Below are 14,766 nucleotides of genomic sequence, written 5' to 3'. Positions count from 1 at the left end.
ATGATGTATTAATATGGAAAAAACATTTGCTTCTTTGGGTGATTTATAATAATGTTAATTCATAAATATATTTGTATATCAATATACATACGGAGGGATGGTTTGTAATGAAACAAAGTAAAAAAACGGCTTTGCTTTTGTTATCCTGCCTGACTGTGGCTGGCAGTAGTATCGTCAATGGAGCTGCCTCAGCCTCCCCTGCTGCTTTAACGGCTGCTGATTCAGCGCCCACCATTGAAAGCGTTCACAAAAAATCCGATGTGATCCCCTCCTTTTCCGAGGTCACTGTTCATGATCCTTCAGTCATTAAAAGCGGTGATGCTTTTTACGTCTTCGGCTCCCATCTGGCCTCCGCCAAAACCCAGGACCTTATGCATTGGCAGCAAATCTCCACCGTCGTAGACAACAATAACCCGCTCATCCCCAATGTGTTCGAGGAGCTTCGTGAAACGTTCGAATGGGCGCAAAGCAACACATTATGGGCTGCCGACGTCATTCAACTGGCGGATGGGAAATACTATATGTATTACAACGCCTGCAAGGGGGACTCCCCCCGGTCAGCTATGGGTGTTGCGGTCGCTGATCATCCTGAAGGCCCCTACAAGGATACGGGCATTATTTTAAAATCCGGAATGTGGGACGAAATCAGTGAGGACGGGACCATTTATGATGCGACCATTCACCCGAATGTCGTTGATCCGGACGTGTTCATTGATAAGAATGGCAAGCTGTGGATGGTGTACGGGTCGTATTCGGGCGGCATTTTTATTATGGAAATGGACCCGCAGACCGGCAAGCCGCTTCCTGGGCAAGGTTATGGCAAAAAGCTGCTTGGCGGCAACCACAGCCGCATCGAAGCTCCCTATATCGTGTATAATCCGCAAACGGACTACTATTATTTGTACTTGTCCTTTGGCGGGCTGGATGCCGTTGGGGGCTATAACATCAGGGTTGCGCGTTCCAAAAGCCCGGACGGCCCTTATGTAGATGCGGCAGGCAAAGATATGATCAACGCCAAAGGTGCAGACGGCACTTTATTCGACGATGCATCCATTGCACCGTATGGAAGCAAGCTTATGGGCAACTTCAAATTTTCCGCACTGGATGGGGAAAAATATACAGATCAGGGTTATGTGTCCCCAGGTCATAATTCTGTATATGTTGACCCGAAGAGCGGCGAAACGTTCATCTTCTTCCACACCCGCTTCCCCGGACGCGGTGAAGAGCATCAGGTCCGCGTGCACAGAGTCATGATGAATGAGGCCGGATGGCCGGTGATTGCTCCTCATCGCTATGCAGGTGAAACGGAACGTTCGGTCGCTCCCAGAGATATTACAGGAGTGTACAAGTACATCAATCATGGCAAGGATATTTCGGCAGACATCAAGCCTTCCGCAGCGATTATGCTGAACAAGGATGGTAAAGTCACAGGAACTGTATCAGGGACATGGAAAAAGAACGGCAAGAACGATATAACCCTTACGCTGAACGGGACAACCTACAAAGGAAAACTCCTGCGCCAATGGGACAACGGTGCCCAGAGCTACGTCACGACCTTCTCGGCCCTGTCTGGAGACGGCACGGCGATTTGGGGAAGTCATGCGGCTGAGTAAGTGAAGGCTCAATACGAAACGGATCTGTACTCCACTTTTGGGTGGAGCACAGATCCGTTTTTTGCTTATTTGTTCCGATGGCAGGGTCTCTCAACCATAACGCCATGTGTCTCACGGCCCCTCCTTAAGTTCTATTTCATACCGACCGATTTTCGGATGACCAGTTCGGTTCCCATATAGATTAATTTTTCTGCTGTGACCGGCGACTGGATCAGCTCCAAAATATAGGACGCCCCGGCTGCGCTGATCTGTTCAATCGGTCTCTTGACCGTTGTCAGCGGCGGGGTCATATATTGCGAGTACCCGATATCATCGAACCCGACGATGGAAATATCCTCAGGCACTTTCATGCCCTGCTCGAACACTGCATTCATGGCACCAATGGCCATATCATCATTAGAGCAAAAAACCGCAGTAGGCGGTTCCGCCAAAGCGAGTAGCCTCTTCATGGCTTCACTTCCACTTTCCGTATCATACTGGCCTGCTACTATGTATTCATTGTGAATCGGCAATTGATGCTCAACCAGAGCTTTCACGAAGCCGTCTCTTCTCCGCTGTGAAGACTTGAAGCCTTCCCGGCCTTCTATTAAAGCCACCCGGGTATGGCCGGATTCAATAAGATAAGAAGCGGCATGATAGGCCCCCTCCAGATCATTTGAAATGATATTAATGATTGCCTCGCCAGTTACTTGGCGGTTCAGCACGACGAGCGGAATGCCCTGCTGCAGCACATGATCGATAAAAGGATTGTCCTCTTCACTCTGGCTCATCAATAAAATGCCGTCAAACCGTCGGCCATGGATGGAGGAGAAATCGTCAAACTCATCGATTCCGCGCACAAACAGGTTAAAATGCGTATCAATGACGGAGTTCACTCCCCTAATCGTATCCGCAAAAAAGCTGGAGGACGTCCCGCGCGAAATGCTGGTGAAAAATAACCCGATCGTATGAGACCGCTGCATCACAAGGCTTTTGGCATTGTAATTCGGGGTATAGTTCAACTGCTCGGCCAACTCCAAAATTTTGCGTTTGGTCTCCTCCTTGATCAATGGGCTGTTGTTCAGCGCTCTGGATACCGTTGTATGGGATACGTTGGCCAGTTTGGCGATATCTTTAATTGTGGCTGCCATATTTGCACCTTCTTTGCCGTTCATATTAGCCTATATCACAACAATACCATATCAGTTGCATCCTTCAAAAGAACATTAATAAGAAAAAGGGGCTTTCCGCAGAATGCGCCCTTGCTTCAAAAAATGCCTGGGACAGGAATGTGGTTCTTTAAAACAAAAAAGCCGCTTATTTAGCGACTTTAAATGGTACTCTGGTCTTGTCCCGCTTTTTTCCATTATCACCTGTTTTGCTAATTAATTTCTGCATCTGCCTTGATAATTCTGATATCTTTTTTAATGTCATGTACTTCTGCTTTCAAGTCGTGAACCATTTCATTAGTATTTTTAACGATTCCGATTAGTTGTGTTACCATGTCTTCCATGCGGTCGAAACGCTTATCCATGTGGTCAAACCTTGCATCAAATTTCTTGTCTATTTCATCCATGCGCTTTTCTAGCTCTTTCATGCTTTCCACGCTCCATTCACTGCCTTTGACAGTATTTTATCATCAGGCTTGCCTTCTGCTCAAGTAGCAGCTGCACCAGCACATTGGATCTACAGAAAAAAAGTGCTCCAGTTTACTGACTACTTCAGTGCCACCGGCCTGCAGATTGTTCGCTTACGATGACGACGCGTTCTCAAAAGTTTTCAGGTAGTCGTTCAGATCAAAGTTCTTCATCGTTTTTGCACAGCAAAATTTGTACTTCTCCCCGCTGCCACAAGGACAAGGTTCGTATACATTCGCAGGCGCATATTTTTCTCGAATCGCTTTCTTCAAATCGGTTAAATCTTCTGTATATTCCATCCCCATAATATAATGCCAGTTGAAATGATCGCATGCTCGTGCAACCTGCGCCGCCCTTTCTTCAGACTTTACCTTTACAATAATCGGCTGACGCTCGGACCCCCAGTTTTTCTCCGAATAATCCTTCTTATTCTTCGTTACCATCGTCTCAACCCCTTTTTTCAGCATCTGCGCGGACGAAGGCTTGTGCAGCTTGCGTTCATGCTCGGGAATCTCCTCCGTTCGTTTACCCATGTACATTTCCGCTACCGGCAGGAACGACTCCATGTCCCCTGGGCGCAAGTCAAATTCATAGGCATGCAATACTTGCGATCCGAAAGCCGTTTCATCCTGCTGCATTACAGCGGCAAGCTCTTCTTCTGTTGGCAAGAAAGGAACTTTTTGCTTCGTCTCATGATGAATATCCAGCAGCTTGCAAAGCCCGTCCGCCAAAAATTGGCGCAGTTTCAACGCCTCGACATTGGTGTATAAGCGGGCGTACACAAGCGCCTGACGAAAATGTTTCGCAGCAAGCTCCGATTCTCCGATCTCAAGTAGTAAATTGGCTAGCGAATAGTGGGATTCCACCTGCATAACATCGACTCCGACCGCATGCTCGAAAACAGCCGCCGCCAGTTCCGGCTGTCCACCCTGCTCATACAGATTCCCCAGCTTGTTCCACAAATAACTGTTCATCGTCTCCGTTCTGAGCCGTTCCAGAAACCGTTCTTCGCCTTCGCTCATCCATTGCGTGCATGTCCCGTCGTGCAACTGGATTTTGCCAAACATAAAGCCCGCATCCGGATCCTCCTTCGCCCGCATTACACGCCCCAACAGTCCTAATGTAAAGAGCGACGAAGTGAACTCCCATGCCCCTGCACCATTGCACTTGACACAACGAATGTAACCAGTAAATTGTGCATTGTCGATCAAGTTCCGCCGCGTATCGAAATCCGATTCCGGATTAGAAAGGCTATTGCCGCTTTCCACCACTTGCGCCCACCCTGCTCCGTCAAAGACGGTCATGCCTATGTCGTATACCGCAGCGTGCCCGCAGTGCAGGCACCTCAGTCGTTGCTTGTTCGGCTTGTAGATCGGTTCGATCTTTTTAATGCGTCTTGCAACCAGGCATGCCGCCTTTCCAGGCAGCATCGCGACTGTCGGCATTTCGTCCGCCGGAGGCCTTACCCCGGTCACCAAAGCGATCAAATCCGGATGAACTCCTTTTTCCTTCCTTTTCATGCTTCCCTTCCTTCCCATTTCGCAAGTTGCCGCATGACGTGCTGCTCAGATTACAAAAAGTCATCTTTCGTTTAGGATGACCGATTTAACTTGTTCCATTTTTTAGTTGGCACTTGATGACACCTTACGCTGAGGACGGAGCCCCTATTGACGGGATTCCAACTGGTCGATACGCTCTACAGCTTCTTCAAAGTCATTGTCAAGCATTCGCATGTGACCTTCCAACTGGCGGAAGTTTCTTTTTGTTTCTCTACGAAATGTGTGCAGCTCGTCGGATAGGGCATTCACCTTCTCATTTTGTGCCTCTATCTTGCCGTGAAGTTTATGTACATCCATAGCCAAGGCGTCTAGCTTTGCATCAGTTTCTTCTTGACGGTCACGAATCGCGCGGCTGATTTGGTTTAGTTCTTTTTGGCCTTCTTCAAGAGCCTTTTGCCCTCCTTCAAGAGCTTTTTGTCCTTCTTCAAGAGCTTCGAGCTTCCGAAGAATCAAGTCGAGTTTATCCATGTATCTCGTCTCCCGTTTTTTTGATTTTTCACTTAAATCAGTATAACACAACCTCAGATCCCCCTGCTTCTTAAACAAATGCGGGCAGTGCCAGCTAGGCTGGTACTACCCGTGCGCGTTGTTCCTAGTTATCCTTCTTGCGAATTTCTTGCGTGAATGGCTTCTTCAGTTCGTGGGATAAAAAACTCTACAGATATTGCCGCGTTTGCTTGCACTTCCTCGATGAAAGGACGGAAACTCTTATTGTATTCTTGGAACGCAAGTTCAAAATTACCATGACATTTTTGGAAAGCATCGGCCAAGGCGGCCGCCCCATCTATTGCGAGCGATCCACCCATACCAGCAGCCGGAGAGGCGCAGTATCCAGCATCACCGACCAACGCTACTCTGCCTTTTGTCCACGACGGCATTTTCATCTGGCACAGCTTGTCAAAGTAAAATGTTTTCGAGTCCTTCACTTCTTCCAGCAATTCTGGTGTTCGCCAGCCTACTCCGGAAAATTGATTCAAAATGATATTCCGCTGCTGTTCTTCGTTTCGGTAGTCGTAAGGAATTTCCTTCTCCGAAAAAAAGCAGAGGACGATATCGGTTTTATTGTTGTACGCATTCAGCATGACCGCTTTGCCCGGCTCATTGTACATCTGTGTCGTATTCTCCGGAATCAACAACTTATCCACGATCGTGATAGAGAAATAAGTTTTAAGGAATTGCGAAAATTCCACCTCCTCGCCGAAGCAAAATTTTCTGACAGCTGAATGAATACCATCGCAGCCAAATACAAGGTCAAACGAGCGCTTTTGCCCCCCATTGAAAGCTACGATGACACCGTCACTTTCTTCCTTTAACGACGATATGCTATCGCCGAAAATAAACTCGACATCATCTTTGACTGCCTCGAACATGATGTTCAGCAATACATTTCGCTCGATTTCGTATTCATCTTCCACGGGCTGCTCACGGAATACCAACCTTTCAGTGACATCATCGGAATTTCTAAATTCCATCACTTTCATGTCTATTTTGTTCGACTGGATTTGGTCGAGCAGCCCCATACGTTTCACGATATCGACGGTATTTCCGCCGATATTTACAGGCGTGCCACCTTTTTTGAGACCTTTGGCGATCTCGATAACGGTCACGTTGTAGCCTAATTTATTCATCCAGTAGGCTGTTGAGAGACCGGCGAAACTCGCCCCGCTGATTAAGATATTTTTTTTCATATTCGATCCCCCGTGATGGTTGTATTCATGTCAATAAATCCACAATATTTTTAATGACGTTGTACAGAGTAACATCACTTTATGAACTGAATATGAACAGCTCGTGCGGAGCCAGAAGTACATCTGAATATACCTCAGTAAGCTTCACTTCTACCACGATATAAGAAAAACGTCTATCGATGTACATTCACAGAAGACAGACCGCGTTTAGCAGTAGTTTTTCTTGCGATTACAGGAAGTTTATTCCAATAAGTTTGTAATTTCTAGAATCTTATAAAAATAGGACAAGGGCTGTCTTTAGACAGCCCTTGTCCTAATCCGATTCATCCCATGCCTGAAGGTAGGGCTTTCTCGGCTAAAATCTGTAATGTTACATCATCTGCAGATTAGGAGCTGCAACCCTCGCATTCATAGTATTGATTGGTGGCGTCCAGCGTTTTAAGCAGCTTGCCCACAATCACATCATCCATGTCTACAAACTCCTGATCGGCAATGCGTTCATGAACGGCCGTCTTCGCCTGCTCCTCGCTTTCAGCCACCCAACTGAATTCGCCTTTGTAGCCAGTGGATTTCAATTCATATTCAAAAAGATAACGGGTCATCCCGGTTCCCCTCCTATGTACTATGTTATAGTAAGCTTCTTTTTTTCTTACTTTCAACAAGATACACGGAATCGGCAGATTCTGCAACAATAACACTGGATACCGAGTTCTCTGAATGCATGGCAGAGATCAGAACGTTAGAATCCACAAAGACACGCATCCCACTATTTCTTTCGTTCACTCCACATTTCCTCCCGAACTTGTTCTAAATCGTCCAGTAAGTCGTTTTCGTTGACTCCCTTGGCCCTTGCCTCCTTCGCCATCGAATCTAAAAATTCACGTAAGGCGACCACACTGGATTTTGTGATGACAATCTTGCCGCTTTCGTCCTCAATAAAAGCGACCTTATCGCCTTCCTCTAAATTTAGTCGTTCGCGGATTGCTTTGGGAATTCCTATAAATCCTTACATTCCTTACTTTCATTATATGACGTTAGATTTTCCTTTTCAATTGAAATTCACTCATTGCCCCTCCCTTTTCAAATCCGTTCCCCCAAACACTTCAATCATCATCTTGGCCCCAAGCTGAAAACCTTCAGTAAATGAGGCAGCAGAATACATGGATGTCGATTGACCTAACAAGTCAATTAATTTCTCCAACTCATCGTATTCTTCCGGTGAAAGCTTCTTGTGATAGGAATCCATTAATGAAGAAATCTTTCGATTGAGGTTGAGATATTCAGAATTTGCAGGGCGTATGCATTCGTTAGGTCTGAGGTTTCCATAGAACAGATTTTCCAAAATAATGCCCATACTTCTCCTCCTATGATTTCAGATATATGGCCGCGGACACAGTGTCCCTCTTCCGTATCATACCTTATCAATCAAAGCACATCGTATTTTAGCGGTATAATCGCTAAAAATGTTTTTATATCCTTAAGCGGAGGAAGTCCTAGTGCAGTATACTGAAAATATGAAATCAGAATTTTGAAATACCGAAAATAGAATTGGGATGTTCGACATTCAAGTAAATGAACGCGGACAAATTACAATACCCAAAGAGCTTCGTGAAAAGTTTAATATCCCCCCGTGACAACCTAAAAATTGACATCGATAAACAAGGTCGTTTGATCTGGACGATCTGGAGAATTTGATTAAACAAGATCTGATTAACAATGGGTACTCCGAAGAATATTTTGCCGCAGAAATTCCTGAACGCAAGAAAGAACTAGCCGAAGCTCTCATGAATGTCGTGAAGGAGTCCGAGGAGCCCTGGTAGGACGGCCTCCAATTCGAACAAGTGACATTTCCACAGACGATTGACAGTGTTATTTTATTTAAAAGTTTTTGATTATGTTGAATCAGTTCATTATTATATAAGTATAAGTTTATATCAATGGGGGGACAGATATGGAGCAAATTTGGGATGCTGCTGATAAACTAAAGCTGCTGGCTGATAAAACACGTTTGACGATGCTATCTCTGATGAAGGAACGGGAATGGTGTGTATGCGAATTTGTTGATATTTTGGACATCTCCCAGCCTGGAGTCAGCCAGCATTTACGTAAATTAAAAGCTCACGGGATTGTTAAAGAAGATAAACGCGGACAATGGGTATATTATTCTTTGAACGTGGAGGATAAGCCTTATATTAAAGAGGTTTTGCAAAATATGCCTGGGCCACAAGAAATTCTCGCAGCTTTACAAAAAGAAGGGGTTACATCCAACTGCAAGTAATGGATTTATCCTGTTGTATATATAAGTGAATAGTTATATAATCATGTGCGAATATATATGGATGATTGTACTTATCTTAAACCGAGAATGGAGGGAACTGTTGTTTTGGTGTTTTTGGCAGGTATCATTTTTTTTGATCACCTTAACGCTTGTTATCTGGCAGCCCAAAAATTTGTCTATTGGCTGGTCCGCATGCGGCGGAGCTGTTTTGGCTTTACTGGTAGGCGTAGTTGATTTCCAGGATGTTTGGGATGTCACACAGATTGTATGGAATGCGACACTCGCTTTTGTGGCGATTATCTTGATCTCGCTGATCCTGGATAAAATCGGCTTTTTCGAGTGGGCTGCTCTACATATGGCCAAGGCTGCAAGAGGAAATGGCATCCGGATGTTTATTTATGTTTCGATTTTGGGAGCCATTGTGGCAGCCTTTTTTGCGAATGATGGAGCAGCTCTGATCTTAACCCCCATTGTTCTTGCGATGGTACGGGCACTGCAGTTTGATGAGAAGAAAGTGTTTCCGTTTATTATTGCAAGTGGTTTCATTGCGGACACCACGTCACTGCCGCTTGTTGTCAGCAATCTGGTGAATATCGTATCGGCCGATTTCTTTGACATAACCTTCATGGAATATGCCGGACATATGATCATACCTAATCTATTCTCCCTGGCGGCCAGTATTCTGGTGCTGTATTTATTTTTCAGACGAAGCATTCCGAAAAAGTTCGATGCAACTACTTTAAAAGCACCGGCAGAGGCTATTAAAGACCTGAAGATGTTCCATCTTTCATGGATTGTATTGGCTGTACTGTTGGTTGGATATTTTATCAGCGAATTTTTCGGAGTTCCTGTGTCCATTGTTGCCGGAGTAATAGCTATCTTCTTTTTGTTCATGGTCAATAAAAGTGCCGTTGTTCCTACAGCAGAGGTAGTCAAAGGGGCCCCGTGGGCCATCGTGTTCTTTTCCATCGGCATGTATGTGGTGGTCTATGGGCTGCGTAATGCCGGCCTGACGGATTTGCTTGCAGTTGTCATACAGAAAGCTGCAGATCAGGGCCTTTTTACGGCTACCATAGGTATGGGTTTCATTGCAGCTATTCTCTCGTCCATTATGAATAACATGCCGACGGTAATGATCGATGCTCTTGCTATAGATGCCACTACAGCAACCGGCACACTCAAAGAAGCGCTGGTATATGCCAACGTGATTGGTTCTGACTTAGGTCCAAAAATTACGCCAATCGGCTCCCTGGCCACCTTGCTGTGGTTGCACGTTCTTTCTTCCAAAGGAGTTAAAATTTCTTGGGGGATCTACTTTAAAACGGGAATTGTACTGACCATTCCAACGCTGTTTGTCACTCTGTTAGGATTGTACATCTGGCTATCCATCATTTGATTTCAAAATAAAGGAGACGATCTGCATGACAAAGAAGACGATTTACTTTTTATGTACAGGAAACTCTTGCCGCAGCCAAATAGCCGAAGGTTGGGCCAAAAAATACTTGGGAGATAGCTGGAATGTATACAGCGCGGGCATTGAAGCTCATGGACTCAACCCAAACGCAGTAAAAGCTATGAAGGAAGTTGGAATTGATATCTCCAATCAAACATCAGATATTATCGATCCCGATCTATTGAATAGCGCTGATCTGGTCGTTACTTTGTGCGGCGATGCAGCAGATAAATGCCCAATTACTCCTCCTCAAGTAAGACGAGAGCACTGGGGATTTGATGATCCAGCGAAAGCACAAGGCACATACGAAGAAAAATGGGCTGTATTCCAGCGAGTACGTGATGAAGTTGGTGAACGCATCAAGAAATTTGCCGATACAGGTGAATAATAAAAACCAAACAAGCCGGGAGAAATCTTGGCTTGTTTTATACGAAAACATGATGTTCTTTCGTCCATTCTCCTTCACAGAGTATTAGCGGGGAACCCCAATCAATGAAGCCTATCAGGACCTCAGCTTACAGAACTCAATGAGAAAAGTGCAAACTACCCCGTAAGAAGTTAAAGATATTATATAACGGTGATTGTTCCATAATACATGTACATGCCACAATTGAATTTGTACGTTCCAGGTTTCAAGTCATTTAAGGTAACGAAGTTATCTCCCTTTTCTAGATACACATCTATTCCCAAATCTTTAGACTGCACGCTTCGTATACAGGTAAAACCTGTTTGTTTTTTAAAATTTATTTTCGTCGGAACACCAGCTTTTACTTCGATATTTCCTTGACCAAAACCATCAGATTTTACATCGACTGAAACCATTTGATATCCTGCATTTTCTTGAAGAGAATCCTGCTCCTGAATTTGAAGACTTTGTGATTGAATTGCAGATGTTTGATTCTCTTGATAATGGAAAAATAACGTTAGGCCCACTGCTACGATTCCAAAAGCAACCGTTAGCATACCTCCAATAAACGGCATAGTAATCTCACTTTTCTTTGTTATATGTGTTTTACCAGTTTCTTGATCCGCTAATTGAAGAACAACGCTCATTATAAAAATAAATAGGATGTCAACAAACAACACCATTATATAGGAAAAACCAAGCATCGCCCCGAGCATTGCGCCCATCATTCCACCCATAATTCCAGCCAACATGCCGTCCAAAGCCGCCATGAGGCTGACTGGTTTTCCTGTGAAGTATCCAGCCCCCAAGCCGAACAAAATGGCGATAATTGAAGGGACTGTTAAATCGTATTGAAACACAATACCTAATTGAACACCAAGCGCAAGGCTAGACATCATACCAACGGTCATAGCCGTCATCATACCAGCCATGCCCGTAAGTTTCTCTTTTCGCTTATAGGTATTTAAAACAATGTATCCTGAGAAAAGTACAACCATAACCATGCTTAATATCGTTAATAACACTTCTTATGCCTCCTAATGAACTTACCATATACCGCAAAATAAGACAGATACAAAACTTCCTTGAGGGGACATTGTAACCCTTTATCGTTTAAACCGAAGCAGCCGCATGCTGTTCAGAATCACAAGCAGCGCAGCGCCTGTATCGCTTAACACGGCCAGCCACAGGGTCAAAATATCAGGGAAAATCAAAATCAGCGCGACAAATTTAATGATGAGCGAAAACCAAATGTTTTGTTTGATCACCTGCAGCGCTTTTCGGCTCAACTGAATCGTATGCGGTAGCTTCTCCAAATTATCCGCCATTAAGACGATATCTGCCGTTTCCATTGCCGTATCGGTTCCAGCTCCGCCCATGGCGATGCCCAAATCGGCCGTGGCCAGCGCGGGAGCATCGTTGATCCCGTCCCCGACCATGGCGACGGTCTTGCCTTCAGCCTGCACCTTTTTAATGGCCGTCACCTTGTCTTCCGGAAGCAAGTTCGCAAAATAACGGGAAACGTCGGTTTCCGAAGCGATCTTTCGTGCCGTGCCCTCATTGTCGCCTGTCAGCATGATCACTTCTTTAACCCCGACTTGCTTCAAGTCTTGCAAGGCCTGCGCGCTGGTTTCACGGATCGTGTCCGAAACGGCGATCATACCCAACAGTTTCTTTGCTGTGCCAACGAGAACAAGCGTATTACCTTGCTCCTGGAGTTCTTTAACCCGGTTTTGAACAGAAACGAGTGGAACGTTCAATTCTTCAAACAATCTGACGTTTCCAGCATAATATATTTGATGATCGATCATGGCTTGTACGCCTTTACCGACAATGTTATTATATTCCGTACCCGGTTGTGCGGCAATATTTTGCTTGTCAGCATATTGAACAACAGCTTGAGCTATGGGATGGGTAGAGTACTCTTCCATGGTTCTCGCCATGGATAAGAGATCTGCTTCCGTTCCTTCCATCGGGATGACTTGCGTTACCGTGGGTCTTCCTTCGGTTAATGTGCCTGTTTTATCAAACGCAACTGCTTGGACAGCTCCCGCGATTTCTAAAAACGCACCGCCTTTAATTAGCACGCCATTCTTCGCAGCATTGCCAATTGCGCTGACAATGGCAACAGGAGTGGAAATGACGAGCGCGCACGGGCATGCAACTACAAGCAGTTCTAAGCCTTTGTAAAACCATTCTCCCCACGTGCCAAAACTGAACAGCGGCGGGAATACCATCACAAGTATGGCCCCAATAAACACAATTGGCGTGTAAATCTGGGCAAACTTATCGACGAACGCTTGTGTAGGAGCTTTTTGCTCCTGCGCTTCCTCCACAAGCCGAATGATTTTGGCGACCGCTGTGTCATCCGCTAATTTGGTCACATGAATCTCCAGGGTTCCATGCTCATTTAATGTTCCTGCATACACTTGATCTCCTGCCTGCTTATCAACCGGTATGGACTCACCGGTGATGGGGGCTTGATTGACACTGGATTCTCCGACCGTAATTTCACCGTCTAACGGAATTTTTTCACCCGGTTTGACGACAATCACATCTCCGACTGAAACCTCTTCAACGGGCTTTTTCACCCATTCTCCACCACGTTTCACCCACGCTTCAGGAGGAGCGAGATCCATCAGGCTGCGGATGGAATTTCGGGTCTTTTCGATGGATTGGGTCTGCAGGACATTGCCTAACGCAAATAACCACACAACCGTGGCGCCTTCAAGCCACTGCCCGATGGCTGCGGCACCGAGTACCGCTGCGGTCATCAGCACATTCATATCCAAGGAACGGCTTTTCAGTGCATAAAAGGCGCTTTTGGCCGGCTTGTATCCGCCAATAACGATGGAAAGCGCATAAAGCAGGTTTAGCCATAATGGCGGCATATTGGCGTATGAACCCAGGAACGCAAGGGCAAGAAATACTCCGGATAGTACAACCAGGTTCCAACCCGAACGATCTGTTCGATGGGCGACGTTTTGTTTTCTACTCGAAACCAAAGAAGCTTTGTAACCGGCTTTCGATACTTCTTTCATGATGTCCTCAACGGAATTGTCATGTTCGACCGTCATTTTGCCTGTCGAGAAGTTTACGCTTACGCTGCTAACGGAAGGCACATTTTTTAAGTGGTTTTCGATGGTACGGGCACAGGAACCGCAATCCATTCCTTCGATATTGTAAACGCGGGCTTTTCCTTTGGCTTGAATCGGCTCCAGGGTATACCCTAGCTTCTTTATCGTTTGAGGCAACGCAGCCAATGCCAACGTATTTGGGGCAATGACCTGCATTTTGCCTGTACTGTAATTCACCTGGACCTGGGAGACACCTTCCATACTTCGTACCGCTTTTTCAATCGTCAACGCACACGCCGGACAGTCCATCCCATGCACCATGTAATCATTCTTTTGACCTGAACGCGATACCGCAGGATGCTCCTGGTCTGTGCTCGTATCTTTGCAGCAATCGTCTTGGCATCCCGCTGGTTCCGGAATCGAATTCACGGGTTCTTTGGACGAAGAGCAGTTATGGGTTGAGCAGCATGATTCTTTTTTATCCATTTCCTCACTCATGTGTTTATCTCCTTTAAGTAATATCAGCTCTAACAAAACTCAGACTGTCATTTTTTCTTCTTCTCCATGCTCAAGAGCAAACATAATAAGCCGCTTTACATGCTCGTTATCGAGCGAATAAAAAACCAATTTTCCTTCTTTCCGATAATTCGCAAGCCCCATATTGCGTAGCAGCCGAAGATGGTGGGATGCTGTCGCGACGGTCGATCCGATAATATTGGCGACATCACACACACATAATTCGTCCTCCTGGCACAAGGCAAACGCAACTTTCATTCGGGTATCATCCGCTAATACCTTAAAAATCTTGGCTATATTTTGTGTATCCGTCACAGAAAGCTGCTCTTTGATCCGATGAACGGTTTCTTCGTTATAACAGTAAATTTCACAAGTATCATGAGACATCTAACCACCACTCATTCTTATTGTTGTTTGAATATTATAATAAACGATCTCCCTCAATATATTCAAACATTTATTTGATTGTTCCGAAATTATACACAGTAGGGTAAGACGAGGGATTACTCCCTCGGACTCCCCGTCAAACCGTGCATGCGGATTTCCCGCACACGGCTTTC

General features: G+C 45.4%; 17 protein-coding genes and 1 pseudogene. 6 read left to right on the top strand and 12 right to left on the bottom strand.

Annotation, left to right across the window (positions count from 1 at the left end; all coding sequences use genetic code 11):
- Nucleotides 1-107: 107 nt before the first annotated feature.
- Nucleotides 108-1,613, top strand: a complete 1,506-nt coding sequence (gene abnB / locus ACE5LO_RS23025; protein ID WP_375522303.1) for an arabinan endo-1,5-alpha-L-arabinosidase AbnB — start codon at nucleotides 108-110, stop codon at nucleotides 1,611-1,613.
- Nucleotides 1,614-1,744: 131 nt separating this feature from the next.
- On the opposite strand, the gene ACE5LO_RS23020 is transcribed toward abnB, so the two are convergent.
- The 9 genes from ACE5LO_RS23020 to ACE5LO_RS22980 all read right to left on the bottom strand — a co-directional run bounded on the left by ACE5LO_RS23020 (nucleotide 1,745) and on the right by ACE5LO_RS22980 (nucleotide 7,830).
- Nucleotides 1,745-2,743, bottom strand: coding sequence for a LacI family DNA-binding transcriptional regulator (locus ACE5LO_RS23020; protein ID WP_375522302.1), 999 nt, complete (start codon nucleotides 2,741-2,743; stop codon nucleotides 1,745-1,747).
- Between the two features lie 230 nt (nucleotides 2,744-2,973).
- The gene (locus tag ACE5LO_RS23015) at nucleotides 2,974-3,189 is read right to left on the bottom strand and encodes a hypothetical protein (RefSeq protein WP_375522301.1); all 216 of its coding nucleotides are present in this window, start codon (nucleotides 3,187-3,189) and stop codon (nucleotides 2,974-2,976) included.
- A gap of 153 nt (nucleotides 3,190-3,342) precedes the next feature.
- Nucleotides 3,343-4,749 carry an SEC-C metal-binding domain-containing protein gene (locus ACE5LO_RS23010; protein WP_375522300.1) on the bottom strand — a complete coding sequence of 469 codons (1,407 nt, stop codon included), beginning with the start codon at nucleotides 4,747-4,749 and terminating at the stop codon, nucleotides 3,343-3,345.
- 144 nt (nucleotides 4,750-4,893) lie between these two features.
- The gene (locus ACE5LO_RS23005) at nucleotides 4,894-5,256 is read right to left on the bottom strand and encodes a hypothetical protein (RefSeq protein ID WP_375522299.1); all 363 of its coding nucleotides are present in this window, start codon (nucleotides 5,254-5,256) and stop codon (nucleotides 4,894-4,896) included.
- Nucleotides 5,257-5,384: 128 nt separating this feature from the next.
- On the bottom strand, nucleotides 5,385-6,476 hold the full coding sequence (locus ACE5LO_RS23000) for an FAD-dependent monooxygenase (RefSeq protein WP_375522298.1): 1,092 nt from the start codon (nucleotides 6,474-6,476) through the stop codon (nucleotides 5,385-5,387).
- A gap of 386 nt (nucleotides 6,477-6,862) precedes the next feature.
- Nucleotides 6,863-7,078, bottom strand: coding sequence for a hypothetical protein (locus ACE5LO_RS22995; protein WP_375522297.1), 216 nt, complete (start codon nucleotides 7,076-7,078; stop codon nucleotides 6,863-6,865).
- A gap of 25 nt (nucleotides 7,079-7,103) precedes the next feature.
- Nucleotides 7,104-7,259, bottom strand: coding sequence for a hypothetical protein (locus tag ACE5LO_RS22990; RefSeq protein ID WP_375522296.1), 156 nt, complete (start codon nucleotides 7,257-7,259; stop codon nucleotides 7,104-7,106).
- On the bottom strand, nucleotides 7,243-7,470 hold the full coding sequence (locus ACE5LO_RS22985; protein WP_375522344.1) for an AbrB/MazE/SpoVT family DNA-binding domain-containing protein: 228 nt from the start codon (nucleotides 7,468-7,470) through the stop codon (nucleotides 7,243-7,245). The genes ACE5LO_RS22990 and ACE5LO_RS22985 overlap by 17 nt, the downstream gene beginning before the upstream one ends.
- A 69-nt stretch (nucleotides 7,471-7,539) precedes the next feature.
- Entirely contained in the window at nucleotides 7,540-7,830 is a 291-nt protein-coding gene (locus tag ACE5LO_RS22980) for a DUF6809 family protein (RefSeq protein ID WP_375522295.1), read from the bottom strand.
- Nucleotides 7,831-8,029: 199 nt separating this feature from the next.
- On the opposite strand from ACE5LO_RS22980, the gene ACE5LO_RS22975 reads away from it, so the two are divergent.
- From ACE5LO_RS22975 to arsC, 5 genes and pseudogenes are all read left to right on the top strand, one after another.
- Entirely contained in the window at nucleotides 8,030-8,110 is an 81-nt protein-coding gene (locus tag ACE5LO_RS22975; protein ID WP_375522343.1) for an AbrB/MazE/SpoVT family DNA-binding domain-containing protein, read from the top strand.
- Between the two features lie 57 nt (nucleotides 8,111-8,167).
- Nucleotides 8,168-8,296: a hypothetical protein gene (locus ACE5LO_RS22970; protein ID WP_375522294.1), complete on the top strand. Its 129-nt coding sequence runs from the start codon at nucleotides 8,168-8,170 to the stop codon at nucleotides 8,294-8,296.
- 131 nt (nucleotides 8,297-8,427) lie between these two features.
- Complete coding sequence (locus ACE5LO_RS22965; protein ID WP_375522293.1) at nucleotides 8,428-8,754, top strand: ArsR/SmtB family transcription factor; 327 nt, start codon at nucleotides 8,428-8,430, stop codon at nucleotides 8,752-8,754.
- Between the two features lie 87 nt (nucleotides 8,755-8,841).
- Nucleotides 8,842-10,150 (top strand): annotated as a pseudogene (locus ACE5LO_RS22960) (arsenic transporter).
- Between the two features lie 25 nt (nucleotides 10,151-10,175).
- A complete protein-coding gene (arsC, locus tag ACE5LO_RS22955; protein ID WP_375522292.1) occupies nucleotides 10,176-10,595 on the top strand; it encodes an arsenate reductase (thioredoxin) in 420 nt (139 codons plus the stop codon).
- A 179-nt stretch (nucleotides 10,596-10,774) separates the two neighbouring features.
- Here the strand turns inward: arsC and ACE5LO_RS22950 are convergent, their stop codons facing one another.
- From ACE5LO_RS22950 to ACE5LO_RS22940, 3 genes are all read right to left on the bottom strand, one after another.
- Nucleotides 10,775-11,638 carry a cupredoxin domain-containing protein gene (locus tag ACE5LO_RS22950; protein WP_375522291.1) on the bottom strand — a complete coding sequence of 288 codons (864 nt, stop codon included), beginning with the start codon at nucleotides 11,636-11,638 and terminating at the stop codon, nucleotides 10,775-10,777.
- 81 nt (nucleotides 11,639-11,719) lie between these two features.
- Nucleotides 11,720-14,188 (bottom strand): heavy metal translocating P-type ATPase, encoded by a 2,469-nt coding sequence (locus tag ACE5LO_RS22945; protein WP_375522290.1) that lies wholly within the window; start codon nucleotides 14,186-14,188, stop codon nucleotides 11,720-11,722.
- 39 nt (nucleotides 14,189-14,227) lie between these two features.
- Entirely contained in the window at nucleotides 14,228-14,593 is a 366-nt protein-coding gene (locus ACE5LO_RS22940) for an ArsR/SmtB family transcription factor (RefSeq protein WP_375522289.1), read from the bottom strand.
- Nucleotides 14,594-14,766: the final 173 nt, after the last annotated feature.

The organism is Paenibacillus medicaginis (assembly GCF_042138635.1).
GTDB lineage: Bacteria > Bacillota > Bacilli > Paenibacillales > Paenibacillaceae > Paenibacillus > Paenibacillus medicaginis.
This window is presented reverse-complemented; position numbering and strand designations above follow the sequence as displayed.

What these genes read in the sequence shown, in the direction of transcription:
- ACE5LO_RS22945 (WP_375522290.1), bottom strand. Translation starts at nt 14,188, where the DNA reads ATGAGTGAGGAAATGGATAAAAAAGAATCATGCTGCTCAACCCATAAC.
- abnB (WP_375522303.1), top strand. Translation starts at nt 108, where the DNA reads ATGAAACAAAGTAAAAAAACGGCTTTGCTTTTGTTATCCTGCCTGACT.
- ACE5LO_RS22965 (WP_375522293.1), top strand. Translation starts at nt 8,428, where the DNA reads ATGGAGCAAATTTGGGATGCTGCTGATAAACTAAAGCTGCTGGCTGAT.
- ACE5LO_RS22940 (WP_375522289.1), bottom strand. Translation starts at nt 14,593, where the DNA reads ATGTCTCATGATACTTGTGAAATTTACTGTTATAACGAAGAAACCGTT.
- ACE5LO_RS23020 (WP_375522302.1), bottom strand. Translation starts at nt 2,743, where the DNA reads ATGGCAGCCACAATTAAAGATATCGCCAAACTGGCCAACGTATCCCAT.
- ACE5LO_RS22995 (WP_375522297.1), bottom strand. Translation starts at nt 7,078, where the DNA reads ATGACCCGTTATCTTTTTGAATATGAATTGAAATCCACTGGCTACAAA.
- arsC (WP_375522292.1), top strand. Translation starts at nt 10,176, where the DNA reads ATGACAAAGAAGACGATTTACTTTTTATGTACAGGAAACTCTTGCCGC.
- ACE5LO_RS23000 (WP_375522298.1), bottom strand. Translation starts at nt 6,476, where the DNA reads ATGAAAAAAAATATCTTAATCAGCGGGGCGAGTTTCGCCGGTCTCTCA.
- ACE5LO_RS23010 (WP_375522300.1), bottom strand. Translation starts at nt 4,749, where the DNA reads ATGAAAAGGAAGGAAAAAGGAGTTCATCCGGATTTGATCGCTTTGGTG.
- ACE5LO_RS23005 (WP_375522299.1), bottom strand. Translation starts at nt 5,256, where the DNA reads ATGGATAAACTCGACTTGATTCTTCGGAAGCTCGAAGCTCTTGAAGAA.
- ACE5LO_RS22975 (WP_375522343.1), top strand. Translation starts at nt 8,030, where the DNA reads ATGTTCGACATTCAAGTAAATGAACGCGGACAAATTACAATACCCAAA.
- ACE5LO_RS22980 (WP_375522295.1), bottom strand. Translation starts at nt 7,830, where the DNA reads ATGGGCATTATTTTGGAAAATCTGTTCTATGGAAACCTCAGACCTAAC.
- ACE5LO_RS23015 (WP_375522301.1), bottom strand. Translation starts at nt 3,189, where the DNA reads ATGAAAGAGCTAGAAAAGCGCATGGATGAAATAGACAAGAAATTTGAT.